The organism is Pseudomonas serbica (genome assembly GCF_028823535.1).
Classification (GTDB): Bacteria; Pseudomonadota; Gammaproteobacteria; order Pseudomonadales; family Pseudomonadaceae; genus Aquipseudomonas; species Aquipseudomonas serbica.
Map to the genome: position 1 here is coordinate 144,180 of NZ_JAQIYM010000010.1, position 24,308 is coordinate 168,487.

Below are 24,308 nucleotides of genomic sequence, written 5' to 3' on the forward strand. Positions count from 1 at the left end.
GGAAAATTCAGCGCGGGTTGTTCAAAACAAGTGTGCAAAAGGAGATGCAATGCCGCGCAGTTTACCCTAATTCACACGGGATTCTGTTGGCACAGCCTTTACCACTGGCCGTTGCGGTGTGCGGCGCCACTGCGGCAGGCCGATCAGCACCACGGCACTGATGATCACCAACATGGCCAGTGCCTCCTCGATGCCAATGGTTTCTCCGACAAACACGATCCCCAGCAACACGGCCACCGCCGGGTTGACGTAGGCATAACTGGTGGCGGCAGCCGGACGCACATGCTTGAGCAGGTACATGTAGGCGTTGAAGGCAATGATCGAACCGAACACGGTCAAGTACGCCAGCGCCGCCCAGCCCTCGATGGGCGGGACCTTCTCCAGGTGTTCACCGCTCACTGCGCTACCGATCAGCAACACCACGCCGCCCACCAGCATTTCCACGGCACTGGCCATGGCGCCTTGAGGCAACGGCAAATGTTTGCTCCACACCGAGCCGAACGCCCAGGTCGCCGCGGCAAAGATCAGCAATGCCGCACCCAGCGGACTCGATTGCAGGTTGGAGCCGAGGTTGAGCATGGCAATGCCGATCATGCCGAGCGCAATCCCGGCCCATTCGAGACGGGTATTACGCGCGCCCCAGAAATATCCACAGAGCAGGGTGAACAGCGGCACCGTCGCCACGGCCAGTGCCGCGACACCGGAGGCCACCCCCGTGTGTTCGGCCAGGCTGACCCCGCCATTACCGCAAGCCAGCAGCAACACCCCGATGATGCCGGCGGCTTTCCATTGCGCCCAGGTCGGTGCCGGCGCCCCGCGCCAGCGCAGGAAGGCATACATCAAAGTCCCGGCGATCACGAAGCGAATTCCCGCCAGCAGCAATGGTGGCCAGTACTCCACGCCGATGCGGATCACCAGGTAGGTCGAGCCCCAAATCACGTACAACGCGAAAAAGGCAGCGATTAACGGCAAGGGAAAACGACGTAGACCAGGCATGGCGGGCAGCTCACAGGCAAGACAAGTGAACGGCTATTTTAGAAAGGCTGGTGCAGGAAAATAAGTTACAAAACCTGTTTAAAGCATCGGTACACTTTTCAAAACACGGAGTTCAGCGCTATAAACCATGTTTTCGAAAGTCCGTGATTTTGAGGAGTTCGACCATGGACAAATACGACCGCATGCTGCTCAGCGCCCTGCTGGAAAACGGTCGCGCGTCCTACGCGGACCTGGCGCGCAAGGTCAACCTCTCTGCCCCGGCCGTGGCCGAACGCGTGGCCAAACTCGAATCCAGCGGGGTGATCACCGGTTACCAGGCGAAAGTCGACATGGCCAAGCTCGGCCTGCCGATCCAGTGCGTGATCGAATTGCGCCTGAACCAGCATGGCAATCAGAAAGCCTACAACGACCTGATCAAGATCCCGCAGCTGACCGAATGCCACCGAGTGACCGGTGACCCATGCGTGATCATGCAGGCGGCGGTGGGTTCGATGCCGGAGCTGGAAGAGCTGATCAACCGGATTGCCACGTTTGGCTTCAGCAAGACGTCGATTGTGCTGTCGAGCGCGATAGAGAAGCGCGTGCCGTTGGGGCATATCGAAGGGAATGGCAGGTAAATCCGAGGTTACAAAAGATCCAAATGTGGGAGCGGGCTTGCTCGCGAAAGCGCCAGTCCAGTCAACATCAATGTTGAATGACATACCGCTTTCGCGAGCAAGCCCGCTCCCACAGGGGATTCGTGCTGCTTTCAGAATCCGCGATAGCGCTTGAGGTGTTCGCCCACCTTCGCTGCCGGGACCTTCTGCAACGTGCACAGCAAGTCATGGGACAACTCGCGCAATCCGTGTTTCTGCCGTAACTCCCCGGCCAGGTGCGTCATCAGGTTGGCCGCCATCTCGGCATCGGCCATGGCCCGGTGAGCCTTGCCGGTGTGGGGCAGGTTGGCGAAGGCGGTCAGGGTGCCGAGCTTGTGGTTCGGTGCTGCGGGCATGAGGCGACGCGCCAGTAGCAGCGAGCAGGCAAAGTTCTGCAAGCGCGTGCGCTTGATTCGCCCAAGTTCGAAATCCCAGAACTTCTGGTCAAACGCCGCGTTGTGCGCCAGCAGAGGCGTGGTGCCGACGAACTCGTTGACCTCGTTCATTACCTGCTCGGCCGAAGGCGCGGTGCGCAGCATGGCGTTGCTGATACCGGTCAGTTGTTCGATAAAACCCGGGACGCGCACGCCGGCGTTCATCAGGCTCTGGTAACGCTCGACGATGCGTCCTTGCTCAAGGATCACTACGGCAATTTCCGTGGCTCGGCAGCTGCTGCTCGGAGAGATCCCGGTGGTTTCAAAGTCGATGACTGCTATGCGTTCCAAACCTGTTTCAACTCCGTAAAAATCAATTCTTGAGCAGCAACGCGCCTTCGATCGGCACATAGCGGCTGGCGGCGCGGATCAGCGAGTTGGCCGTCAGGCCCGGCACCCCGTAGGCCACCGCTTGCACGCCATGCTTGCTGATGATGCGCTCCAGCAGCATGTCGAAATCACCGTCGCCAGAGGCCAGCACCACTTCATCGACATGGTCGGCGGCGTCCATGATGTCGAGGGTGATGCCCACATCCCAGTCGCCCTTGGCCGAGCCATCGCTGCGCTGGATATAGGGCTTGAGCTTCACGGTGAAGCCGAGGTTGCGCAGGATCTGCTGGAACTGCTGCTGTTTACTGTCGCCACGATCGATCGCGTAGGCGTAGGCCTCGACGATCTCGCCTTGCTTGCTGATGTCGGCCCACAACGCGGCATAGTTGAAGTGGCAACCATAAGCCTGGCGCACGGTGTAGTAGAGGTTCTGGACATCGGCGAACACTGCGATTTTTTTCACCGGACACCTCATTAGCGCGCAGGCAGGATCAGGCACCAGGCCCGAAAAGTCGCCCAGTATGCCAGCCAAAAGGTGGGTTTCGCGAATAATCGGCCCGGAGCGCCGCAGCGCCCCGGACGAATGGCGTATCAGACGAAGGAGTCGTCGTCACCGCCGAAGAACGATGAGCTGTCATCGCTGTAGTCGGCGTCGGCAAAACCGCCTTGATCGTTGGCATAGCCATCATTGCCGGCCATGCGCTGATCATCGCCCCAGCCACTGTTACCCTGGTCGTTGACCTGGGCCGGTTCTTCCTTGATGACCTCGACGATTTCCTGCGCCGGCTGATTGTGGTGGAACAGACTGCTGATGCCTTGTGCCAGCATCACGCCACCGGCCACGCCGGCCGCTGTTTTCAGCGCGCCGCCGAGGAAGCCGCTGCCCGCCGCCGGGGCCTGTTGCTGGGGTGCATAGCCCTGCTGTGGAGATCCACCGAAGTTCTGCTGCGGTGGTTGCGCGTTGAATGACGGACGCGCCGGCTCACGCCAGCCGCCACCACTCGAAGACGCCGGTTGCGCAGGCGCAGGCTGCGGATCACGGCTATTGCCACCAAAGATGCTCGACAGGAAGCCACCGCTGCTCGCTGCCGGCGCGGACGTTTGCGCCTTTGCCTGTTGCAGCTCGGCCTGCAATTGCTGGATTTGCGCAGTCAGTTGTTTGTTCTGTCCGTCGAGGCTCTTGATCGCTGCCTCTTGCACCAGAATGGCCTGGGTCATGAAATAACCTGCCGCCGGTTGGCGTGTCAGGTGCTCCTTGATCCTCGCCTCGGCCTGGGCGTCGCGCGGGGCTGAGTCCGTTTCGGCCTGTTGCAGCCGGGAAAACAGTCCATCGATCAGGGTTTGTTCTTCGCTGTTCATGGCGACCTCGTAGATTGCCGGGAAAATCGTGCCTGTATCCACAAAGGATAAGGTGCCCGACCTTAATGGAGGCTGAAACAAGTTGTTTCAATGAGCTTTACCCAACGTTTACGTTTGCGCCCTCCGGCACATCATCGGTTAAAGTGTGCCACTGCTTTCAACCTGCGATACCAACTGATGAATCCGTTCGATGTACTGCGCGACTCCTTGTACTTCTTCAAACGCAATCTGGGCCAGATCGTGCAGTTGTGCCTGCCGCTGGTGATCATCGAGGCCCTGTTGCAACAAGTGGTCGACCACTCCACCGAGCCGGACAGTTTCCCCGGCATCAGTGTGATCGTCGGCTTGCTGGTCTATCCGCTGTACACCGCCGCGCTGATCCTGTTCCTCGACGCCCGCAGCCGTGGCGAATCGCCAAGCAATCGCGAGCTACTGTCGAGGTCTGCCTATCTGTGGCCGCGTTTCGCCTTGTTGACCGCCCTGAACACCCTGCTGATCCTGCTTGGCCTGTCGCTGTACTTCCTGCCGGGCATCTGGCTGATGGTGACCCTGGCCTTCGGCGAGTACCTGCTGGTGCTGCGCGGCCTGGCGCCGCTTGCAGCCATGAAGGAAAGCCTGCGCCTGACCCGCGGTCATTTCATGCGCATCCTGGTGTGCATCCTGTGTGTGATGGCCCCTTTGTGGCTGCTCAAGGGCGCCACATTGGCGGCGTACCCCGAGCCGCAGAACCCAGTGATCTCGCTGCTGATCGACAGCGCCCACAGCTTCCTGCAGCTGTTCACCAGCGTGGTGCTGTTCCGCCTGTTCATGTTGATCAGCGAAGTGCCGGAAAAAATCGATGGTCCACGTTGACCGTGGGCGACCGCTCGTCAGTCGGGTATGCTCGGGGTCAACTTCCGTAACGCGATAAGCCGAGCCATGACCCGACTGCTGCGCTACACCTTGCTGGGTTTGTTGATCGTCATCGGCTTGGCCGGCGTGGCGGTCTACAGCCTGACCTGGCGACCCGAGGCCAGGGAAACAGCGCCAGTCAGCTGCACCCAGGCGCCCACCCTGGCACCGGGCCAGGCACTGAAGGTCATGACCTGGAACGTCCAGTACCTGGCGGGCAAGCGCTATGTGTTCTGGAATGACCTGGCCACCGGCGCCGACGACTCCCCCACGCCGGAAGACATGGCCTTCAGCCTCGATGAAGTGGCGCGGGTGATCCGCGACGAGCAACCGGACGTCGTGCTGCTGCAGGAGCTCGATGACGGCGCCAAGGCCAGCGACTACCAGAACCAGCTCAAGCTGCTGAAGGAGCGGTTCGCCGACCTGTATCCGTGCAGTGCCCATGCCTTCGACTGGAAGGCTGACTTCGTGCCGAACCCGCACATTTTCGGCAGCGTCGGCCGGCAACTGGCGACCCTGAGCCGCTATCAGATCGAACACGCCGAGCGTCTGCAATTGCCGATCACATCGGCCAACCCGATCAGTCGCCAGTTCCAACCGAAAAACGCTTTGCTGGTGACGTACCTGCCCTTGAGCGACGGCGCCCAGCTCGCGGTCCTCAACACCCATCTGGATCGTGCGAGCCAACCCGACGAGACGCTGCAGGCGCAGGTCGCGGCCGTGGCCAAGGTCCTCGACAAGTTCGAAAGCCGCGGCACGCCCTGGCTGATCGGTGGCGACTTCAACCTGCTGCCGCTGGGCCAATACCAACGCCTGCCCGGCGAGCAGCGCACGCCCTACTCCGCCGACAGCGTCCTGCATCTGTTGTGGGACAAGTACCCGATGATCCCCACCAACAACGAATCCGGCGGGATCGACCGCGCGCGCTGGCTGACCCATTACCCGAACGATGCCGCTTTGAACGGCCCGGACCGGACCGTCGACTACCTGTTCTACAGCCCGCGGATCAAACGGGTCGAGGCGGTGGTCCGGCAGGACGATACCCTGCGCATCTCCGATCACCTGCCGGTAATAGCACGCTTTCTGCTGCCCGCCGCGCCCTAGCCTGGCGAGTCATGGCTTGCGCGGCTTGATCCGTGCCGTGGCTTCGGCCACCAGCGGGTCGTCCGGCCAGTAATGTTTCGGGTAGCGCCCCTTCAAGTCTTTCTTCACCTCGGCGTAGGTGCTGCGCCAGAAGTTCGCCAGGTCCTGGGTCACCTGCACCGGCCGCCGCGCCGGGGACAGCAAATGCAGCTTGACCACCTGCCGGCCACCGGCGATGCGCGGGGTTTCGGCCAGGCCGAACAGTTCCTGCAGGCGCACCGCCAGGATCGGCGGCTGTTCACTGTAGTCCAGGCGAATAGATGAACCCGACGGCACGCTCAAGTGGTGCGGAGCCAATTCGTCCAGGCGTTGCGGCAGTGGCCATGGCAACAGGTTGTGAACGATGCTCGAGAGGTCGAGGTTGGCGAAATGACTGAGCCGAGAGACTTTGCCCAGGTACGGCATCAGCCAGTGCTCAAGGTTGTTCAGCAGCGCAGCGTCGCTGACATCCGGCCAATCGCTTTCACCCTTGCTGCCCAGGTCCAGCTGGCGCAACAACGCCACCCGCGCCTGCCACTGGCGCAACTCCGGGGTCCACGGCAACAGCTCCAGTCCTTTGCGTCGCACCAGATTGACCAAAGCCTGACTGCGGGCGCTTTCATCAAGGCCGGTCAGCGGCTCGCGGCTGAGAATGAGCTCGCCGACCTTGCGCTGGCGCTCGGCCCGCAGCACACCTTCGCGCTCATCCCAATCCAGTTGATCGACGCATCGCACCTGCTCGGCCAGTACCGATTCGAACAGCGCCGGGTCGAAATCCGCCGCCAGGTAAATCCGCTCTTCACGCTGACCCTGACGGCTGCCGAGATCGGCGATGACCAGCCAAGGCTGCTTCATCAGGCTGTCGGCTTCGGCAAACAGCGCAGCACGACCGTTAGCCAGGCGATACTCGGCGCCGCCGGCACGGCGTTGTTGGGCAACGCGGTCGGGATAGGCCAACGCCAGAAGCGCGCCGAGCCAGCGCGGATGATCGACGTCGCTGACCGGCTCCGACGCCTTGCCGCGCAAATAGCCGCGATATTGCCGCGCCAGTTGACGGGCGCGTTGCACGCCGCCTTGGGCACCACGAGCGGCGCGCTCTTCCCCGGACAGCAGCGCCAAGCGGCTGTGCAAGTCGGCACCCGCGCCACGCAAGATGTCGCGCTCGCCAAGCAACGCCGCGACATCGCACGCCATGTCGGCCAGGCCGAGCGCCTGTCCTCGCAACAACAGGTGCGCGATACGCGGATGCGCCGGCAGTTCGGCCATGGCCTGGCCGTGACGGGTCAGCGCTTCGCCATCCAATGCACCAAGGCGCACCAGCAAGTCCTGAGCCTGTGCATAAGCCGCTGCCGGTGGTACATCAAGCCAAACCAGCTGGCCCGGTGTCACACCCCAACGACCAAGCTGCAGCGCCAAACCGGCCAGATCCGCCGAAAGAATTTCCGCGCTGCCATAAGCCGCCAATTGTTCATGCTGATCTTGCGACCACAGGCGATAGCACACACCCGGCTCCAGTCGCCCTGCCCGGCCCGCACGCTGGGTGGCGCTGGCCTTGGAAATTCGCTGGGTGTCGAGGCGGGTCATGCCGCTGCCGGGATCGAAACGCGGCACCCGCGCCAACCCGGCATCGATCACCACGCGAACGCCGTCGATGGTCAGGCTGGTCTCGGCGATATTGGTGGCCAGCACCACTTTGCGCTGGCCCGGCGGCGCCGGATCGATCGCCGCCCTTTGCGCGGCGAGGTCCAGTTCACCGTGCAACGGGCAGAGCAGGACCTGAGGGTTATCGCCCAGCGCATCCGCCAATTGTTGATGCACGCGACGAATCTCGGCTTGCCCAGGCAGGAACACCAGCACGCTGCCGGCTTCGTCGTTCAAGGCTTCGAGGACGGTCTGCACCAGCCGTGGCTCGATAAATTCACCGACCTGGAACGGCCGGCCCCAGCGCATCGCCACCGGGTACATACGGCCTTCGCTGCGCAGGATCGGCGCGTCGTCCAGCAACCCCGCCAGCCGTTCGCCTTCCAGGGTGGCCGACATCAGGAGGATCTTCAGCGGCTGATCGTCACGGAACAGCTCGCGGCCATTGAGGCTCAGGGCCAGCGCAAGATCGGCGTCGAGGCTGCGCTCGTGGAACTCATCGAAGATCAACAGGCCCACGCCCTCCAGCGCCGGATCGTCCTGCAAACGCCGGGTGAGAATGCCTTCGGTGACCACTTCGATACGGGTGTTGGGCCCCACCTTGCTGTCCAGGCGAATCCGATAGCCCACGGTTTCCCCGACCTTCTCGCCCAGCTCACTGGCCAGGCGCTCCGCCGCCGCCCGCGCAGCCAGCCGGCGCGGCTCGAGCATCAGGATGGTCTGCCCGGCCAGCCACGGTTCGTTGAGCAAGGCCAGGGGCACCCGGGTGGTCTTACCGGCGCCGGGCGGTGCTTCAAGCACGGCTTCGTGGCGTCTCGCCAGGGCTTCACGCAGGGCGGGTAAAACTTCATCAATCGGCAAAGAAATCATGCTGGCTCCCAAACAGAGGCGCGAGTATAACGGCGAACTGCCCAGTGTTCGTTGCGGTCCTAATTCATATCGACGACGCTTCGTTTTGAGATTACCCAGGAGATTTCATATGCGTGTTCCCTTTCGCCTGATCGGCGGTGTTCTGGTCGCGACCCTGCTGACCCAAGTGACTGCCTGCGGTTCGATCTTCTATCCCGATCGCCGCGGCCAGATCGATGGCAAGATCGACCCGGCCATTGCCGTGCTCGATGCCGTGGGCCTGCTGTTCTACATCATCCCCGGCCTGATCGCGTTTGCCGTGGACTTCGCCACGGGTGCGATCTACTTCGAACCGGGCAAGACCGCCCAGGTCGATCCGGAAAAACTCAAGGACGCCATTGGCGCCGACGGCCAGGTCGATAACCTCAAGTTGCAGTCTATTCTGCAGCGTGAACTGGGCCTCAGCTTGCCGCTGGATGATCCACGCCTGATCCAGCACAAGGGCAGCGCCCAGCAACTGGCCATGTTCGGCCTGCAACCCGCCGCTTAATCGGGGCACGACAAGGAACATCCGCACCCATGATCTCAAGCGTCGAACACGCCCGCCTGCTGCGGCTGGCGACCCGTGCCTCGGTAGCGGTGGCCTGCACGCTGATCGTCGCCAAAGCCATCGCCTGGTGGTTGAGCGGTTCGGTGAGCATGCTCGCCGGGCTGACCGACTCGACACTCGACGGCGTGACCTCGCTGCTCAACCTGCTGGCGGTGCACTACGCCTTGCGCCCGGCCGACGACGATCATCGCTACGGACATGGCAAGGCCGAGTCACTGGCGGGCATGGCCCAGGCGCTATTCATTGGCGGCAGTGCGGTGTTGATTGCGCTACAGGCAGTGGACCGGCTCAAGCATCCGGAACCGGTGGGCGCGCCGTGGATCAGCATCGGCGTGATCGTGTTCTCGCTGGGCCTGACCCTGGCGCTGCTGATGGTGCAGCATCGGGTGGTCAAGGCCACCGGCTCTAACGCCGTGCACGCAGACTCCCTGCATTACCGTTCAGACCTGCTGCTCAATGGCAGCATCCTGGTGGCGCTGGTGCTCGCCGGGTTTGGCTGGCATCAGGTCGACCCCTGGTTCGGCCTGGGGATTGCTGCGTACATCCTCTGGAGCGCAATCACCATCGCCCGGGCAAGCTTTGCGGTGTTGATGGATGAAGAATTGCCGCCGGATGTCAGCCAGCACATGCTGGAACTGGCCTGCAGTGTACCGGGGGTGTTGGGCGCCCATGACTTGCGTACGCGGATTTCCGGCAACCAGTGGTTTGTGCAGTTGCACCTGGAATTGCCGGGGGAACTGACCCTGTCAGTCGCCCACGGCATCAGCGACCAGGCTGCCGATGCGATTCATGCCGCCTACCCGCGGGCTGAAGTGTTGGTGCACGCCGATCCGCAGGAAGTCGTCCAGGCCGCCAAGGCTCAGAACGTCACCTGATATCCGCGACTGCTCAGGCAACCACCCTGGGCCTGACGGTAAGTCTGCACCACCGTCGGGTCCGGCTGGTAGGTATCGACCCGCGGATCAAAACCACTCTGCTCGACCGCCCAGCGGTAGCAATCGTAGCCATCCTGGTTGACCTGCTCCGGTGACTGACCGTTGGCCGGATAAGCCTCCACGTCGTAGCCATTGCCGCTCGCCAGCGGTTGGCCGGGCGGCTCGACCACCACGTAATCCTGAGTGCTTTCCTGATAGGCGTAATAGGCACCAGCCGCCAGGAACAACAACGAACCACCGATCCAGACTTCACGGGCGTAATCGGGCAGGTACTGGATGCGAATCCCGCGCGGTGGCTGCACTACTACATAACGCGGGCCTTGCGGGCGATACCAGTAGCCACCGGAGTAGTAATAGTCCCGGCCACCGTAGGGCACCCGGTAGTCTCGGTCGGGAAAGCGGTCGATCACATGACCTGGACGATACTGCGGGCCGGGGCCCCAGCCATTGCCGTGACCACTGGGGCGACCCTGCCAATGGTTATTGCCATTGGACGGCGCGCCTGTGTAGCCATTCCAGTGCTGGTTGGGATCGTTGCGCCGCGTCTCGTCCTGATAGTAACCACGACGTGGCGGCTGAGTCTGTTGTACCGTGTCCGGTCGAGGCTGGATGGGCAGGTCGTTGGCCGGCAGTTGCGGCGGTGGCGGCGGCGAACGCACCCGGCTGTTGTAATCCGGCACTGGACGGCTTTGCCCTTGGCCATTGTTGTGCGGATTCTGATTCTGGCCATTGTCCTGATGCTGCTGCTGGCCATTTTGCGGGCGCGGCGGGTTGTTGCCGCCATGGCCCTGATTGCTGCCCTGATGGCCGCCGTCCCCGTGTTGTCCACCCTCGGGGCCTTGGTTTTGCGGCTGGTCGGCCAGCGAATGCGCGCTGACACTGACACATAACACACCAACACCGGCTAAACGCCAGATGCGCGATCTCATGCTTTTCCTCAATGCGGGTCAGGGCCTGTACATAAGACTGGAATTGCCCAGGCCGGTTCTGCAACAGGTTATCAGTCGCGCGACTTATTTAATGAGGGCGGGAGGAAAATCGCGGGCAAGAAAAAGGGGAGACCCGTCGGCCTCCCCTTGAGAACTTCGTCCGTGCTCGACGCTTTTGACGTCGGCTCACCTCACGCCGTCTTCTGGACAGTGTGCAGCTCGGGGGCCAGCACATCCCCTGTGGGGGTGGCGACCGCGGCGGGCCTGATTCGGCGGGCCGCTGTGGACTGTTTGTCCGAGCAGTGATTCTGGTGATAAGAATAGGCCTGGGGCGGCGGCAGAGGATTGCGAAGATTGCTGAAATAAACATCACTTGCGCAATTTTTAACCCTGGATAGATAATCTGTCGCAATAGTTATGACAAGGGACCGTTTGATGAGCAAACTTGACCGATACGACCTGAGCATTCTGGCTGAATTGCAGCGCGATGCGCGCATCTCCAATCAGGAGCTGGCCGAACGCATCGGCCTGTCGCCTTCACCCTGCTCGCGGCGGGTCAAGCAGCTGGAAGACGATGGCTACATTACCCGCCAGGTCGCCCTGCTCGACCGCAAGATGCTCGGCCTGAGCCTGACGGCGTACGTACTGATCGGCATGGACCGACACACGCCGGAGCGCTTCGAAAACTTCGAAGCCGCCATCCGCACCTTGCCGCAGGTACTGGAATGCAGCCTGGTGACCGGGATGGATGCCGATTATCAGCTCAAGGTGGTGGTGCCGGACATGGACCATTATCAGAAATTGCTGTTGGGGCATCTGACGCGGATTGAAGGGGTGACCAGTGTGCGTTCGAGTTTTGTGTTGAACCAGGTGTTGAACAGCACTGAACTGCCTTTGACTCATCTGCGCAGTTAAAATCGCCTTCGCTGGCAAGCCAGCTCCTACAGGGGTTTCATATACGCTGGAGATTCATTGCAGGAGCTGGCTTGCCAGCGAAGGGGCCAGCACAGGCGACGAATAGCTGCGACACACTGCCGCAGGTCAACGCCCAGCCAATATCCAGTGGCGTATACTCCGCGCGCCCTTTCAGCCTCGCCCGCGCCGGAGATGTTCAATGGATCCTGCAGTTTTTGAAGAGTGGATGATGACCGGCCTGGTCAGCATCCTGATCATTTTCATGGGTTTCATCGTCTGGGATCTGGCGAAAAAGTCCAAGGCCGGGCGGTTCGGCTCGTTCATCCTGTTTTTCGTGCTGGGGCTTGGCGTGGCGGCATTCGTCATCAAGAGCGTGGTGATCGGCCTGATCGAAACCGGCACTTTATAAACGCGCCGGCACCTCTTTCCACTGGCCCTGATCGAGCCCCTCGATCGACCAGTCACCGATCCTGACCCGCACCAGCCGCAACGTCGGCAACCCGACCGCCGCGGTCATGCGGCGCACCTGCCGGTTGCGGCCTTCGCGAATCACCAGCTCCAGCCAATGGGTCGGCACGCTTTTACGAAAGCGTACCGGCGGGTTGCGCGGCCACAACTGCGGCTCATCCAGTTGCCGCGCCTCGGCAGGCAGGGTCATGCCATCGTTCAATTCGACACCGTCACGCAAGCGCTGCAACTGCTCGGCGCTGGGCTCGCCTTCGACTTGCACCCAGTAGGTCTTGGCCAGTTTGTGTTTCGGGTCGGCGATGCGCGCCTGCAACTGGCCGTCATTGGTCAGCAGCAGCAGGCCTTCGCTGTCGCGGTCCAGCCGTCCGGCGGGGTAGATCCCCGGAACATCGATGTAGTCCTTGAGGGTCGAGCGCCCTTCTGCGTCGCTGAATTGCGTCAGCACATCAAAAGGTTTGTTGAACAGGATCAACCTGGGCTCGGCCGGTGGCGCCTTGGCGACACGGCGCGGGGCTGCGGGGGATGGTTTTGCGCCAGGGCGGCGGGAAACAGGACGTGGCGGACGGGACATGGCGTACAAACATCTAACGGTCAGGGCTGCCAATGCTAGTAGCCCGACCGTTAAATAACCATCGACAAATCAGCGGAACGGTGGCTCGTCGAAGCTGCGCAGCTTGCGCGAGTGCAACGAATTGAGCTCGGTGCGCAGCAGATCCACGGCTTCGATGCCGATTTTCAAGTGCTGGCTGACCGCGCGCTCATAGAAGGCGTTGGCTGACCCTGGCAACTTGATCTCGCTGTGCAGGGGTTTGTCCGACACACAGAGCAATGTGCCGTAAGGTACCCGCAAGCGATAACCCTGGGCCGCGATCGTGCCGCTTTCCATGTCCACCGCCACCGCGCGGGACAGGTTGATCAGCGGCCGTTCCTGGGCCCAGCGCAACTCCCAGTTGCGATCGTCGTAAGTCAGTACGGTGCCGGTACGCAGGCGTTTTTTCAGTTCGTCACCCTTCTCGCCGGTGATGTTGGCCGCCGCCTGTTGCAGTGCGAGCTGCACTTCGGCCAGGGCTGGAATCGGGATATTCGGTGGCACGACCCGGTCGAGAATTCCATCACGGCGCATATACGCGTGGGCCAGCACGTAGTCGCCAATGGTCTGCGATTGGCGCAGGCCACCGCAGTGGCCGATCATCAGCCAGCAATGCGGACGCAGTACCGCCAGATGGTCAGTGATGTTCTTGGCGTTGGACGGCCCGACGCCGATATTGACCAGGGTCACGCCGTGACCGTCGGTGGCGATCAGGTGGTAGGCCGGCATCTGGTAGCGATGCCAGACCACGCCCGCAGCAATCGCCGAGGCTTCGCCGTGATCCATGCTCTTTTCGATGATCACGTTGCCCGGCAGCACCATGCGCACGAAGCGCGGGTCTTTGCGAAGTTGCTCCAGGCCATGGACGATGAACTGGTCGACGTAGCGGTGATAGTTGGTCAGCAGGATCCATGGCTGCACATGCCGCCAGTCGCTGCCGGTGTAATGCACCAGGCGGCGCAGGGAAAAATCCACCCGGGCGGCATCGAACAATGCCAGTGGCAGCGGATCGGTGTTTTCCCAATCGTACAAACCATCGGCAATTCCGTCGGTCGCCGCCGACAGGTCGGTACTGGGGAACACCCGCGCCAGCACGGCGGCGGTGACACCGGAACCGGCCAACTCATCGCCCTGCTCGACCACGTACGGATAAGGAATGTTCTGCTGGCTGACACCGACTTCTACAGTCACGGTGAAGTCGTGCATCAACGGCACGAGCTGCTCCAGCAGGTATTTACGGAAGGCGGAGGGATGGGTGACGGTGACGCTGTAGGTGCCCGGCAACTGGACCTTGGCGTAGGCGCGCGTGGTCTGCGGGACCTCGCCCTGGCAGAGATAAGTCAGGCGCAGTTCGGGATAACGAAACATCGCCCGTTGTTCGGCGTCCGGCTCGACACGATCCTTGAGATAACGCTTGAGCGCCTGGCTCAGCGCGGTGGTTGCACGATTGTGCAAGAGCGCAAGCCGGTCTACAGCTTGCTCGGCGGTTTGAACGACAATAAAAGCTTCGGTCACGATCAGCATCCTGTGTTCTGACTTGCAGGCCTTCATCTTGCCTGTAACGTCGCTTCACGGGAACAGTGGCCACTGCACAAATAGAATGTTCACCACCGATCAATGTAGGCGCGGGCTTGCTCGCGAAAGCAGTAGATCATTCAACAATGATGCCGACTGAAAACCGCTTTCGCGAGCAAGCCCGCTCCCACAGGGTTGAGTGGCGCTCATCCGATTGTGTTCAGAATCCCTGCGGGGTGGACCGGGCGACAATGGCTTGCACATCCACCCCGCGCGGCAACCCACCGTAAACCCGGCCACCGCCATTCAAACGACTGGCGATAAACCCGTCACTCACCGCCGCATTCCCCGCCTCCAGCAACAGCTTGGCCTGCAACCCGAGCGCAATGTCTTCGGTCAATTGCCGGGCGCGGTATTGAATGTCGCCGGTGTCCTTGAAAGCGCTGTGCAACTGGCTGATGTGCGCGGCCAGACGCTTGTCGCCATGACCATCGCCCAACTCGCTGAACAGAGCATCGAGCACACCCGGCTCCTTGGACAGGGCTCGCAGCACATCGAGGCATTGCACGTTGCCGGAACCTTCCCAAGTCGAGTTCACCGGAGCCTCGCGGTACAGGCGTGGCAGGATGCTGTCTTCGACGTATCCCGCCCCACCCATGCATTCGGCGGCTTCGTTGATCATGGCCGGCGCGCGCTTGCAGATCCAGTACTTGCCCACGGCCGTCACCAGCCGGGCAAACTTCGCTTCCTGTGCGTCATCCAGATGATCCAGCGCCCGGCCCATGCGCAGGCTCAAGGCCAGGGCGGCTTCGCTTTCCAGTGCCAGGTCCGCCAGCACGTTCTGCATCAAGGGCTGTTCGCTGAGCAACTTGCCGCCCACCTGGCGGTGGGCGCAGTGATGGCTGACCTGGGTCAGTGCCTGGCGCATCAACGAGCTTGAGCCGACCATGCAATCGAAGCGGGTCATGGCGACCATCTCGATGATCGTCGGCACCCCGCGCCCCTCTTCTCCGACCATCCACGCCAGGGCACCGCGAAACTCCACTTCACTGGACGCATTGGAGCAGTTGCCGAGTTTGTTTTTCAGGCGCTGGATGTAGAACTGATTGCGCGTGTCGTCCGGACGATGCCGCGGCAGCAGGAAACAGGTCAGGCCCTTGTCCGTTTGCGCCAGCGTCAGGAAGGCATCGCACATGGGCGCCGAACAGAACCACTTGTGCCCCACCAGCTCGTAAGCCTGGCCAGGACCGCTGGCGCCCACGGGATAGGCCTTGGTGGTGTTGGCCCGGACGTCGGTACCGCCCTGCTTCTCGGTCATGGCCATACCGATGGTAACCCCGGCCTTGTGGGCCATGCCGACGTTGCGCGGATCGTATTTCGTGGCGAGGATCTTTGGCAGCCATTGCTCTGCCAGGTCCGGTTGCAGGCGCATCGCCGGAACACTGGCGAATGTCATGGTCAGCGGGCAGCCGCTGCCGGCCTCGGCCTGACTGTGCAAGTACGTCATGGAGGCGCGGGCGACATGGGCACCGTCCTGCGGATGAGCCCAGGGCAACGAGGTCAGGCCATGCTCGACCGCTGTGCGCATCAACTCGTGATAGGCCGGATGAAATTCCACCAGATCGATGCGATGACCGTAGCGATCATGGCTGCTGAACACAGGTTTGTTCTGATTGGCCAGAAATCCCGCCGCCATCAGCGGTCCGCCAGCGAGAGCGCCGTATGCATCGATCCGCGATTCGGCCCAACCGGCCCCGAAACGCCGCAACCACTCCTGCAGGGGCAAGTCGATGCGATACAGGTTGACGCCATCCAGCGAAGGCGGCTGGTTGGTGACGTCGTGGGTTTCGGCGAACTGATGCAGGTTCATGACGGGGCTCCTTTGGTCAGCCAAGGGATTTCAGTTAAGCACCGCCCATTGGCCGAACAAAGTGTCATATCTGCCTAACTGTCGGCGCTTTCGCCCTGCTCTGCACAGAGCACTCGTCGATGAAGCGCGGCCTGCAAGTCCTCGAACTTCACCGGCTTGCTCAAATGGTCGATCTGCGCGCCGGTCGGGCAGCGCTCCCGGTCAGTACCCAGGGCGATCATGAACACCGGCAGTTGCGAGCAACCAGGCAACGCCCGGACCTGGCAGCACAGGGAAACACCGTCCAGGGACTGCAACTGACAATCGACCAGCACCGCATCGAAGCTTTCGCGCTGCAGCAAATCGAGTGCGGCGAGGCCGCTGTCAGCCGTTCGCACGCGGAATCCGAGTTTAAGCAACATACCGCGCATCACCAACTGACTGACGTTGTTGTCATCCACCAGCAATACGCTGCAATCCTGTGGCAGGCGCATTTGTGCCCCCTCCCGCGTCGCGAGTGGCACGGCAGGCCGCTCCGGTGCCGGCACGTCAAACTCGACGTCCAGCTGGAAACGGCTACCGCGCCCCGGCTCGGAGCGGTGTGTCAGGCGTCCGCCGAGCAGCTCCACCAGTTGCCGGCAGATGGCCAGGCCGACACCCAGGCCGCCGTACTCGCGCGTCATCGAACCGTCGAGCTGGAAAAAGCGCTGATACATCGTCGCCTCGCCAAGATCGGTGAAGCCGATACCGGTGTCGATCACCGCAAAGGACAATGCCAGTCGCTCGGGGCTGAGCGTTTTCCCAGTGACCCGCAGCGCCAGTCCACCCACCCGGGTGAACTTGATGGCGTTATCGAGCAAGCACTCCAGGCATTGCGCCAACTTTACGCTATCGCCGTGCAAGCGATCCGGCACACCGGGAGCCACGTCGACCTTGAAGTCCAGCGACTTACTCGAAGCATTACCATCGAACTGTGCGCGCAATGTCTCCACCACCGCGCGCAAACTGAAGGTAGCCGGGGTCGCCGTGAGCTTGCCGGCCTGCAGCTCTGTCAGGGTGAGAATGCCGTTGACCATGCGCATCATGTCCCGCGCCGACCCCGCAGCCGTTTGCTGATATTGCTCCAGCTCAGGGTCCATCTCGACGGTCTGCATCAGTTCCAGAGAACCGATCACGCCGTTCATGGGCGTGCGCAACTCGTGGGTCAGGGTGGCGAGGAATTCGTCCTTGAGCTTGTTGCTGTGTGCCAGTTGCTGGTTGAGCACCTCAAGCTTTTGCCCCGCGTCGAGCAGGGTTTGCGCCTGCTGCTCACGCATGGCATTGATACGGTCGGCGAGGGCCATGGACAGCAGCGCCACTTCGATGGCCGAGCCGATCTGGCTGGAGTACATGGTCAGGAAGACGTTGGGCAGGTAACCCAGCACCATCAGGGTATTGATGATGCCGCCGAGCAGAAACGCCGACCAGGCAATGATGAAATAACGCGCGACCCGCAACCCCCGCAGCCAGGCAAAAATACCCGCGGCAAAGATTACCACCGTGAAGGTCAGCGCCAGGGTCGTGGCCAGGCGCAAGGCCAGGGCGTAACTGGTCATCAGGGAAAGCCCGACCACCAGCGCGCCGAAGGCCACCAACGCCAGCAGCAAGCGATCCATCCAGCGGCTGAGGGTGGCGGTCTGCAGGAAGCTGCGCGCGAACTGGCTGCCGAATAACCCGGCGCAACCAATGAAAAAGGGCGTAGAAGCGTTGGCCCACCAGGGATTGTCGGGCCAGAAGTACTGCACGGCGGCGCCGTTCACAGACAGCTGATACAAGCCGAACGAGGCGATGTAGAAGATGTAGTAGAGATAGCTGGTGTCGCGCACGCTGAGGTAGATGAACAGGTTGTAGACCAGCATCCCCAGCAATACACCGTAGATCAGCCCCAACACATAGAGGCGCACCGGCTGGTCTTCGAGATACGCCGTACTGGACCACAGCGTGACCGGGGCCTGGATCGACCCCTGGCTTTGCAGGCGCAAGTACAGGGTTTGCGCCTGGTCAGGGGCAAAATTCACAGTGAACAGGTAGTTGTTCTGGCGGATTTCGCGACTGGCGAACGGCAAGGCATCGCCGGTCTGCCTGGCCAACTCATAATTGCCGCTTGCATCAGGCAGATACAGGTCAAGGTGATCGAGCGGTGGGTACGCCAACTCCAGCAGCCAGGTCCGGTGCGCAGACGGGTGGGTCGGGCGATAATGCAAATCGATTTTCAGCCAGAACACCGATCGCGAATAACCGGCGTTGAGGGTGTCTTTATCATGCGCCTTGAAGTTGCCGGCCGCCGCCTGCGCACGGACATCAGCGACGGTCGCCTGACCACCCACATCTTCAAACACTTGCAGGGTTCGCCCGAGGGGAAGGCTTTGGGTGAGTTCATTGAACTCAACGGCGTTCGCCAAGAGGGGCAAACACAACACAAACATCAGCAAATAGCGCATTTATGCCCCAGCGTGGCCTGTCCGGTCTTGTCAGGAAGCCCCCCATTCCTTTTGAGTAGACGTAAACCGGTGACACCCATTATTGGTTTGGATCCACTCTAGCATAGCCGTTGATGGCTAATGAGCACTACAGAAATTTTTCCTACAACAGCTCTAGCACGGGCGTTCCAGCGAAGATTATTGAGTTAGAGCGGTTCTATCGAACAGAAAAGGACAAGGGCTTGAAAGCAGGTGTCATTTCCCGCATCAACGTTCATTGGCCGACGCCCGGAAAAAGATGTTTGGTGGTAAGCTCGCGCACCATGAATATCTACAGCTCTCGCCCCGTTGTCCTCTGTCTCTCCGGCCACGACCCAAGTGGTGGCGCCGGCTTGCAGGCAGATATCGAAGCCTTGCTCGCCCAGGGTTGCCATGCGGCTCCGGCCGTTACCGCCCTGACCGTGCAAGACACTGTCAATGTCACTGACTTTCGCGTCCTCGACCGTGAGTGGGTGTTGGCCCAGGCCAATGCCGTGCTCAACGATTCCGAAGTCGCCGCCGTCAAGCTAGGCATGCTCGGTTCCCTGGAAATGGTCGACACCGTGGTCGAACTGCTCTCGGCGCACCCGCACTTGCCAGTAGTCTGCGACCCGGTCCTGCGCGCCGGTGGCGGTGGACGCCTGGGCAAGGACGAAGTCGGCTATGCCATGCGCGAACGCCTGCTGCCGCTTTCGATCATCGCCACCCCCAACCTTCCCGAGGCCCGTATCCTCGCGGAACTGCCCGAAGGCACCGCGGACCAGTGCGCTGAAAAACTCCTGCCATTCGTCAAGCACCTGCTGATCACCGGCGGCCATGGCGACGAAACCGAAATCCACAACCGCCTGTACAGCCGCGATGGCTTGCGCGAAACCTATACCTGTCAACGCCTGCCTGGCAGCTACCACGGCTCGGGCTGCACCCTGGCCAGTGCGCTTGCCGGCCGTCTGGCCCAAGGTGAAAACCTCGCCAGCGCCGTACAGACTGCACTTAACTACACGTGGCGCACCCTGCGCGATGCGGAGCAGCTGGGCAAAGGCCAATTCGTGCCACGCCGCCTGCCACTGGACTTCTGTTCGTAACGCCATGAGGCCTGCTTGATGAAACTACGTGGCCTGTACGCCATTACCGACAGCCAGTTGCTGGCCGGTAAATTTCTTTCGTACGTAGAGGCGGCGCTGGAAGGCGGCGTCACCCTGCTGCAGTATCGCGACAAAAGCAGCGATGAAGCCCGTCGACTGCGCGAGGCCGAAACCCTGCGCGATCTGTGCGAACGCTACAAGACCCGGTTGATCATCAACGACGACGCCGAGCTGGCGGCACGCCTGAACGTGGGCGTGCATCTGGGCCAGACCGATGGCCCGCTGTCGCCAACCCGCGCCCTGCTCGGCTCCAAGGCCATCATTGGCTCGACGTGCCACGCGCAACTCGAACTGGCCGAGCAAGCTGCCAAGGAAGGCGCCACGTATGTCGCGTTTGGCCGCTTCTTCAATTCCAACACCAAGCCCGGCGCACCGACCTGCAGCCTCGACCTGCTCGACCAGGCCCGCCAGCAGTTGCACCTGCCGATCTGCGCGATCGGCGGCATCACCCTGGACAACGCCGCCCCGCTGGTGGCCCACGGCGTCGATCTGCTGGCGGTGGTGCATGGCTTGTTCGGCGCCGAGAGCACGGCTGAAGTGACCCGTCGTGCCCGCGCCTTTAACGAATTACTGAAAATCTGATTTGAGAGCCCGATCATGTCTCGTTCCGAAACGCTGTTTGCCAATGCCCAGAAACACATTCCCGGTGGTGTGAACTCGCCGGTTCGCGCGTTCAAGAGCGTTGGCGGCACGCCGTTGTTCTTCAAGCACGCTGAAGGCGCCTACGTCACCGACGAAGACGACAAGCGTTATGTCGATTACGTCGGTTCGTGGGGCCCGATGATCCTCGGCCACAGCCACCCGGACGTCCTGGACGCGGTGCGCAAGCAGCTTGAACACGGCTTGTCCTACGGCGCGCCGACCGAGATGGAAACCCAGATGGCTGATCTGGTGTGCTCGCTCGTACCGTCGATGGAAATGGTACGCATGGTCAGCTCCGGCACCGAAGCGACCATGAGCGCCATTCGCCTGGCCCGTGGTTTCACCGGTCGCGACAGCATCATCAAGTTCGAAGGCTGCTACCACGGCCACTCCGACAGCCTGCTGGTCAAGGCCGGCTCCGGCGCCCTGACCCAGGGCGTGCCGAGCTCGGCGGGTGTGCCCGCGGCGTTCGCCAAGCACACCCTGACCCTGCCGTTCAACGACATCGACGCCGTCGAGGCCATGCTCGCCGAAGTCGGCCAGGACGTGGCGTGCATCATCGTCGAGCCGGTCGCCGGCAACATGAACTGCGTGCCGCCGGCCCCAGGCTTCCTCGAAGGCCTGCGGAGCCTGTGCGACAAGCACGGCGTAGTGCTGATTTTCGACGAAGTGATGACCGGTTTCCGTGTTGCCCTCGGCGGCGCCCAGGCTCACTACGGCGTGACGCCGGACCTGACCACCTTCGGCAAGATCATTGGCGGCGGCATGCCGGTGGGCTGCTTCGGCGGCAAGCGCGAAATCATGTCGCGCATCGCCCCGCTGGGTCCGGTCTACCAGGCCGGTACACTGTCGGGTAACCCACTGGCAATGGCGGCGGGCCTGACCACCTTGCGCCTGATCAGCCGTCCCGGCTTCCACGACGAACTGACCGACTACACCACTCGCCTGCTCGACGGCTTGCAAGTGCGTGCCGATGCGGCCGGCATTCCATTCGTGACCACACAGGCCGGCGGCATGTTCGGCCTGTACTTCAGTGGCGCCGACGACATCGTGACCTTCGATGACGTGATGGCCAGCGACGCAGCCTTGTTCGGCCGCTTCTTCCACCTGATGCTGGAAGGTGGCGTCTACCTGGCGCCGAGCGCTTTCGAAGCCGGCTTCACCTCGATCGCCCACGGCGACGCCGAGTTGAAACTCACCCTGGATGCCGCCGAGCGCGCATTTGCAGCACTGAAGTAACGCTGTTGCGCTGACGCCGGCCATTGCCGGCGTCAGCTTTTACTTACGCTCCTGCCCTTTTTTCTACTCATCTGCTAATAATCCCCTGCAAAGTGGGCGATATATTTCCCGCGCAGCAGAAAAACGAGTAAAGACTTTGTAAGGTTGGCCCTGCTTATTTCATAATGCGCGCTTATTGGATCCCCTCGATGGGTCCGCGCGCCCCTCAGAGGTAAGTCGATTCCCATGAACCGCACCGGCCGCGCCCTTTCACTGGGCTGCCTGTTGCTCCTTCAGCCCCTGCTCGCGCTCGCACAAGCAGGCGGTAACTCGTTGTTAATCCCAGCGATGGGTCGCTGCACCCTCAATACCGAGCCGCAAGACCTGGCCCAGGCACTCGCCGCCTGCCAGAAAGCGTCTGATGAAGGGGATGCTCAAGCGCAATACGAGTTGGGTGAGTTCTACTACGACGGTAAAAACGCGCCACGGGACCTCAATAAAGCCCTGAGCTACTTCGAAAAGGCCTCGCTGCAAGGCCACGCCCAGGCACAATTCAAACTCGGCACCATGTTCTTTCATGGCGAAGGCGTACCGGCCAATAACATTCAGGCGTATATCGTGCTGAAGATGGCCGCGGTCAATGGCGCAGAAGAAGCGCTGGACACCGCCGACGAAGTGGCCGAGAAAATGCCCCGCCAGGAACTGGAAGTCGCCACTCAGGTGCTTGGGCAGATTTTCCGCAAATACCTGATGGAATTGCAGAGCGCCGATGGGCGTACGCCGTTCGCGCCGCTTCCCTGATTTCTGTATTGATCTGTCTGACCCCTTCGCGAGCAGGCTCGCTCCCACAGTTGATTTCTGGTGTTCACAAATATCGTGTTCGCAGAAGATCCATTGTGGGAGCGAGCCTGCTCGCGAAGAGTGCGTTGAGCCTTACTTCTCAGGCATCGGCACCGGAAACGGCATCACATTGCCGACAGTGCCGCGGGCTTCGCTGATTTTCGGTGTGCCCAGGCGCTCGACCTCGTCGATACGCACGATCGAATGCATCGGCACGAAACTGCGCACGACGCCTTCGAATTGCGCCTTGAGCTTCTCTTCGCTCGGGTCTACGACTACCTGTGTGCGCTCGCCAAAGACGAACTCTTCCACTTCCAGGAAGCCCCACAGATCGCTCTGATAGATCTGCTTGGCGTACATTTCGAACACCTGGCCCTGATTGAGGAAAATCACCTTGTAGATTGGAGCTTCACGTTTGGTCATGGTGGGCGAGCAACACATCGAGGGATAAAAATGAGGGCGCGAACTATAGCATAGCCGCCAGACGCGCAGCGGTAGGAACCTGAGTACATGTTCCCTATAATGCGCGGTTCTTTGAATCACGTGATGACTCTCTCCATGGCCAAGAAGCTTTACATCGAAACCCACGGTTGCCAGATGAACGAGTACGACAGCTCGCGCATGGTCGATCTGCTGGGCGAACACCAGGCCCTGGAAGTCACCGCGCGCGCTGAAGATGCCGACGTGATTCTGCTCAACACCTGCTCGATCCGCGAGCGCGCCCAGGATCGTGTCTATTCCCAACTGGGCCGCTGGCGCGAATTGAAGTTGGCCAACCCGGACATGGTGATCGCCGTCGGTGGCTGCGTGGCCAGCCAGGAAGGCGCCGCCATTCGCGATCGCGCGCCCTATGTCGACGTAGTGTTCGGCCCGCAGACCCTGCACCGCCTGCCGGAAATGATCGACGCCGCACGCAGCAGCAAGCTGCCGCAAGTCGACGTCTCGTTCCCCGAAATCGAAAAATTCGACCATTTGCCAGAGCCGCGCATCGACGGCCCGAGCGCCTACGTGTCGGTGATGGAAGGTTGCAGCAAGTACTGCACGTTCTGCGTTGTGCCCTACACCCGCGGTGAAGAGGTCAGCCGTCCGTTCGATGACGTGATTGCCGAAATCATTCACCTGGCCGAACACGGCGTGCGAGAAGTGACGTTGCTCGGGCAAAACGTCAACGGCTATCGCGGCAAGACCCACGACGGTCGCCTGGCGGATCTGGCCGAACTGATCCGCGTGGTCGCCGCAGTCGATGGCATCGACCGCATCCGCTACACCACCTCGCACCCGCTGGAATTCTCCGACAGCCTGATCCAGGCCCATGCCGACGTTCCGGAACTGGTCAAACACCTGCACCTGCCGGTGCAATCGGGCTCGGACCGCATCCTCGCGGCGATGAAGCGCAACCACACGGCGCTGGAATACAAATCCAAGCTGCGCAAACTGCGCGCCGCCGTGCCGGGGATATGCATCAGTTCGGACTTCATCGTCGGCTTCCCCGGCGAGACCGAAAAAGACTTCGAACAGACCATGAAGCTGATCCAGGACGTCGGCTTCGACTTCTCCTACTCGTTCGTCTACAGCCAGCGCCCGGGCACACCCGCCGCCGACCTGGCCGACGAGACGCCGGAAGAACTGAAGAAAGAGCGCCTGAACGCCCTGCAACATCGCCTTAACCAGCAGGGTTTCGAGATCAGCCGACAAATGGTCGGTTCGATTCAGCGGATTCTTGTTACCGATTATTCCAAGAAAGACCCCGGTGAGCTGCAAGGCCGGACCGAGAATAACCGTATCGTCAACTTCCGCTGCGATAATCCGACCCTGATCGGCCAGTTCGCCGATGTGCATATCGACGCCGCGCAGCCACACTCGCTGCGGGGCTCACTGATCCAGTAACGCCGAAGATCCCT

General features: G+C 61.6%; 23 protein-coding genes. 12 read left to right on the forward strand and 11 right to left on the reverse strand.

Translation table 11 applies throughout. The features are described from left to right. Positions 1-66 precede the first annotated feature (66 nt). Positions 67-996, reverse strand: coding sequence for a drug/metabolite exporter YedA (yedA, locus tag NQL71_RS17970; protein ID WP_077185823.1), 930 nt, complete (start codon positions 994-996; stop codon positions 67-69). A gap of 164 nt (positions 997-1,160) precedes the next feature. Between yedA and NQL71_RS17975 the strand changes: the two genes are divergently transcribed. Beyond that, positions 1,161-1,613 (forward strand): Lrp/AsnC family transcriptional regulator, encoded by a 453-nt coding sequence (locus NQL71_RS17975; protein WP_274643074.1) that lies wholly within the window; start codon positions 1,161-1,163, stop codon positions 1,611-1,613. A gap of 131 nt (positions 1,614-1,744) precedes the next feature. Here the strand turns inward: NQL71_RS17975 and NQL71_RS17980 are convergent, their stop codons facing one another. From NQL71_RS17980 to NQL71_RS17990, 3 genes are all read right to left on the reverse strand, one after another. Then, the gene (locus tag NQL71_RS17980; RefSeq protein ID WP_046815777.1) at positions 1,745-2,356 is read right to left on the reverse strand and encodes a 3'-5' exonuclease; all 612 of its coding nucleotides are present in this window, start codon (positions 2,354-2,356) and stop codon (positions 1,745-1,747) included. 22 nt (positions 2,357-2,378) lie between these two features. After that, positions 2,379-2,858 carry a LabA-like NYN domain-containing protein gene (locus NQL71_RS17985; RefSeq protein ID WP_007946629.1) on the reverse strand — a complete coding sequence of 160 codons (480 nt, stop codon included), beginning with the start codon at positions 2,856-2,858 and terminating at the stop codon, positions 2,379-2,381. Between the two features lie 128 nt (positions 2,859-2,986). Continuing rightward, positions 2,987-3,754: a DUF2076 domain-containing protein gene (locus NQL71_RS17990; RefSeq protein ID WP_274643075.1), complete on the reverse strand. Its 768-nt coding sequence runs from the start codon at positions 3,752-3,754 to the stop codon at positions 2,987-2,989. Positions 3,755-3,931: 177 nt separating this feature from the next. Here NQL71_RS17990 and NQL71_RS17995 point away from each other — a divergent pair, with 177 nt between their 5' ends. Together NQL71_RS17995 and NQL71_RS18000 are read left to right on the forward strand one after the other, a co-directional pair. Further along, the gene (locus tag NQL71_RS17995; RefSeq protein WP_046815779.1) at positions 3,932-4,606 is read left to right on the forward strand and encodes a YciC family protein; all 675 of its coding nucleotides are present in this window, start codon (positions 3,932-3,934) and stop codon (positions 4,604-4,606) included. Positions 4,607-4,672: 66 nt separating this feature from the next. Beyond that, on the forward strand, positions 4,673-5,749 hold the full coding sequence (locus tag NQL71_RS18000) for an endonuclease/exonuclease/phosphatase family protein (protein WP_274643076.1): 1,077 nt from the start codon (positions 4,673-4,675) through the stop codon (positions 5,747-5,749). A 9-nt stretch (positions 5,750-5,758) separates the two neighbouring features. Here the strand turns inward: NQL71_RS18000 and hrpB are convergent, their stop codons facing one another. Next, positions 5,759-8,278 carry an ATP-dependent helicase HrpB gene (hrpB, locus tag NQL71_RS18005; RefSeq protein WP_274643077.1) on the reverse strand — a complete coding sequence of 840 codons (2,520 nt, stop codon included), beginning with the start codon at positions 8,276-8,278 and terminating at the stop codon, positions 5,759-5,761. A gap of 109 nt (positions 8,279-8,387) precedes the next feature. Here hrpB and pmcY point away from each other — a divergent pair, with 109 nt between their 5' ends. Both pmcY and NQL71_RS18015 read left to right on the forward strand, forming a co-directional pair. Further along, positions 8,388-8,807, forward strand: coding sequence for a periplasmic Zn2+ metallochaperone PmcY (gene pmcY, locus NQL71_RS18010; RefSeq protein WP_166619548.1), 420 nt, complete (start codon positions 8,388-8,390; stop codon positions 8,805-8,807). 29 nt (positions 8,808-8,836) lie between these two features. Continuing rightward, positions 8,837-9,742, forward strand: a complete 906-nt coding sequence (locus NQL71_RS18015; RefSeq protein ID WP_077185818.1) for a cation diffusion facilitator family transporter — start codon at positions 8,837-8,839, stop codon at positions 9,740-9,742. On the opposite strand, the gene NQL71_RS18020 is transcribed toward NQL71_RS18015, so the two are convergent. Beyond that, on the reverse strand, positions 9,727-10,731 hold the full coding sequence (locus NQL71_RS18020; RefSeq protein WP_274643078.1) for a DUF6515 family protein: 1,005 nt from the start codon (positions 10,729-10,731) through the stop codon (positions 9,727-9,729). The genes NQL71_RS18015 and NQL71_RS18020 overlap by 16 nt on opposite strands. Positions 10,732-11,166: 435 nt before the next feature. On the opposite strand from NQL71_RS18020, the gene NQL71_RS18025 reads away from it, so the two are divergent. Next, entirely contained in the window at positions 11,167-11,646 is a 480-nt protein-coding gene (locus NQL71_RS18025; protein WP_007894448.1) for an Lrp/AsnC family transcriptional regulator, read from the forward strand. Positions 11,647-11,845: 199 nt separating this feature from the next. Then, positions 11,846-12,055 (forward strand): DUF2788 domain-containing protein, encoded by a 210-nt coding sequence (locus tag NQL71_RS18030; protein WP_046815823.1) that lies wholly within the window; start codon positions 11,846-11,848, stop codon positions 12,053-12,055. Here the strand turns inward: NQL71_RS18030 and NQL71_RS18035 are convergent. The 4 genes from NQL71_RS18035 to NQL71_RS18050 form a co-directional block, all read right to left on the reverse strand. Further along, a complete protein-coding gene (locus NQL71_RS18035) occupies positions 12,050-12,685 on the reverse strand; it encodes a pseudouridine synthase (RefSeq protein WP_077185816.1) in 636 nt (211 codons plus the stop codon). The two genes, NQL71_RS18030 and NQL71_RS18035, sit on opposite strands and share 6 nt — an antisense overlap. A 69-nt stretch (positions 12,686-12,754) precedes the next feature. Then, positions 12,755-14,254 (reverse strand): AMP nucleosidase, encoded by a 1,500-nt coding sequence (gene amn, locus NQL71_RS18040; RefSeq protein WP_178134371.1) that lies wholly within the window; start codon positions 14,252-14,254, stop codon positions 12,755-12,757. Between the two features lie 184 nt (positions 14,255-14,438). Beyond that, complete coding sequence (locus NQL71_RS18045) at positions 14,439-16,088, reverse strand: acyl-CoA dehydrogenase family protein (RefSeq protein WP_274643079.1); 1,650 nt, start codon at positions 16,086-16,088, stop codon at positions 14,439-14,441. A 74-nt stretch (positions 16,089-16,162) separates the two neighbouring features. Next, a complete protein-coding gene (locus NQL71_RS18050) occupies positions 16,163-18,547 on the reverse strand; it encodes a hybrid sensor histidine kinase/response regulator (RefSeq protein ID WP_248687010.1) in 2,385 nt (794 codons plus the stop codon). A gap of 302 nt (positions 18,548-18,849) precedes the next feature. Here NQL71_RS18050 and NQL71_RS18055 point away from each other — a divergent pair, with 302 nt between their 5' ends. The 4 genes from NQL71_RS18055 to NQL71_RS18070 all read left to right on the forward strand — a co-directional run bounded on the left by NQL71_RS18055 (position 18,850) and on the right by NQL71_RS18070 (position 22,368). Beyond that, positions 18,850-19,647: a hydroxymethylpyrimidine/phosphomethylpyrimidine kinase gene (locus tag NQL71_RS18055; protein ID WP_046815827.1), complete on the forward strand. Its 798-nt coding sequence runs from the start codon at positions 18,850-18,852 to the stop codon at positions 19,645-19,647. Positions 19,648-19,665: 18 nt separating this feature from the next. Next, positions 19,666-20,289 (forward strand): thiamine phosphate synthase, encoded by a 624-nt coding sequence (gene thiE, locus NQL71_RS18060; RefSeq protein ID WP_077185814.1) that lies wholly within the window; start codon positions 19,666-19,668, stop codon positions 20,287-20,289. Between the two features lie 15 nt (positions 20,290-20,304). Further along, positions 20,305-21,588 (forward strand): glutamate-1-semialdehyde 2,1-aminomutase, encoded by a 1,284-nt coding sequence (hemL, locus tag NQL71_RS18065; RefSeq protein ID WP_046815829.1) that lies wholly within the window; start codon positions 20,305-20,307, stop codon positions 21,586-21,588. 225 nt (positions 21,589-21,813) lie between these two features. Next, positions 21,814-22,368, forward strand: coding sequence for a tetratricopeptide repeat protein (locus NQL71_RS18070; protein WP_046815830.1), 555 nt, complete (start codon positions 21,814-21,816; stop codon positions 22,366-22,368). A gap of 132 nt (positions 22,369-22,500) precedes the next feature. Here the strand turns inward: NQL71_RS18070 and NQL71_RS18075 are convergent, their stop codons facing one another. Further along, on the reverse strand, positions 22,501-22,830 hold the full coding sequence (locus tag NQL71_RS18075) for a DUF1820 family protein (RefSeq protein WP_008066015.1): 330 nt from the start codon (positions 22,828-22,830) through the stop codon (positions 22,501-22,503). Positions 22,831-22,965: 135 nt separating this feature from the next. Here NQL71_RS18075 and miaB point away from each other — a divergent pair, with 135 nt between their 5' ends. Next, positions 22,966-24,294: a tRNA (N6-isopentenyl adenosine(37)-C2)-methylthiotransferase MiaB gene (miaB, locus tag NQL71_RS18080; protein ID WP_046815831.1), complete on the forward strand. Its 1,329-nt coding sequence runs from the start codon at positions 22,966-22,968 to the stop codon at positions 24,292-24,294. The last annotated feature ends 14 nt before the right edge of the window (positions 24,295-24,308 follow it).

Bases quoted from the DNA above. Each gene is read 5' to 3' on its own strand.
- NQL71_RS18050 (WP_248687010.1), bottom strand. From the start codon at position 18,547: ATGCGCTATTTGCTGATGTTTGTGTTGTGTTTGCCCCTCTTGGCGAAC.
- hrpB (WP_274643077.1), bottom strand. From the start codon at position 8,278: ATGATTTCTTTGCCGATTGATGAAGTTTTACCCGCCCTGCGTGAAGCC.
- NQL71_RS18025 (WP_007894448.1), top strand. From the start codon at position 11,167: ATGAGCAAACTTGACCGATACGACCTGAGCATTCTGGCTGAATTGCAG.
- NQL71_RS18000 (WP_274643076.1), top strand. From the start codon at position 4,673: ATGACCCGACTGCTGCGCTACACCTTGCTGGGTTTGTTGATCGTCATC.
- NQL71_RS18030 (WP_046815823.1), top strand. From the start codon at position 11,846: ATGGATCCTGCAGTTTTTGAAGAGTGGATGATGACCGGCCTGGTCAGC.
- hemL (WP_046815829.1), top strand. From the start codon at position 20,305: ATGTCTCGTTCCGAAACGCTGTTTGCCAATGCCCAGAAACACATTCCC.
- NQL71_RS18015 (WP_077185818.1), top strand. From the start codon at position 8,837: ATGATCTCAAGCGTCGAACACGCCCGCCTGCTGCGGCTGGCGACCCGT.
- NQL71_RS18045 (WP_274643079.1), bottom strand. From the start codon at position 16,088: ATGAACCTGCATCAGTTCGCCGAAACCCACGACGTCACCAACCAGCCG.
- NQL71_RS18075 (WP_008066015.1), bottom strand. From the start codon at position 22,830: ATGACCAAACGTGAAGCTCCAATCTACAAGGTGATTTTCCTCAATCAG.
- NQL71_RS17995 (WP_046815779.1), top strand. From the start codon at position 3,932: ATGAATCCGTTCGATGTACTGCGCGACTCCTTGTACTTCTTCAAACGC.
- NQL71_RS17990 (WP_274643075.1), bottom strand. From the start codon at position 3,754: ATGAACAGCGAAGAACAAACCCTGATCGATGGACTGTTTTCCCGGCTG.
- yedA (WP_077185823.1), bottom strand. From the start codon at position 996: ATGCCTGGTCTACGTCGTTTTCCCTTGCCGTTAATCGCTGCCTTTTTC.
- thiE (WP_077185814.1), top strand. From the start codon at position 19,666: ATGAAACTACGTGGCCTGTACGCCATTACCGACAGCCAGTTGCTGGCC.
- pmcY (WP_166619548.1), top strand. From the start codon at position 8,388: ATGCGTGTTCCCTTTCGCCTGATCGGCGGTGTTCTGGTCGCGACCCTG.
- NQL71_RS17975 (WP_274643074.1), top strand. From the start codon at position 1,161: ATGGACAAATACGACCGCATGCTGCTCAGCGCCCTGCTGGAAAACGGT.
- amn (WP_178134371.1), bottom strand. From the start codon at position 14,254: ATGAAGGCCTGCAAGTCAGAACACAGGATGCTGATCGTGACCGAAGCT.
- NQL71_RS18035 (WP_077185816.1), bottom strand. From the start codon at position 12,685: ATGTCCCGTCCGCCACGTCCTGTTTCCCGCCGCCCTGGCGCAAAACCA.
- NQL71_RS18055 (WP_046815827.1), top strand. From the start codon at position 18,850: ATGAATATCTACAGCTCTCGCCCCGTTGTCCTCTGTCTCTCCGGCCAC.
- miaB (WP_046815831.1), top strand. From the start codon at position 22,966: ATGGCCAAGAAGCTTTACATCGAAACCCACGGTTGCCAGATGAACGAG.
- NQL71_RS18020 (WP_274643078.1), bottom strand. From the start codon at position 10,731: ATGAGATCGCGCATCTGGCGTTTAGCCGGTGTTGGTGTGTTATGTGTC.
- NQL71_RS18070 (WP_046815830.1), top strand. From the start codon at position 21,814: ATGAACCGCACCGGCCGCGCCCTTTCACTGGGCTGCCTGTTGCTCCTT.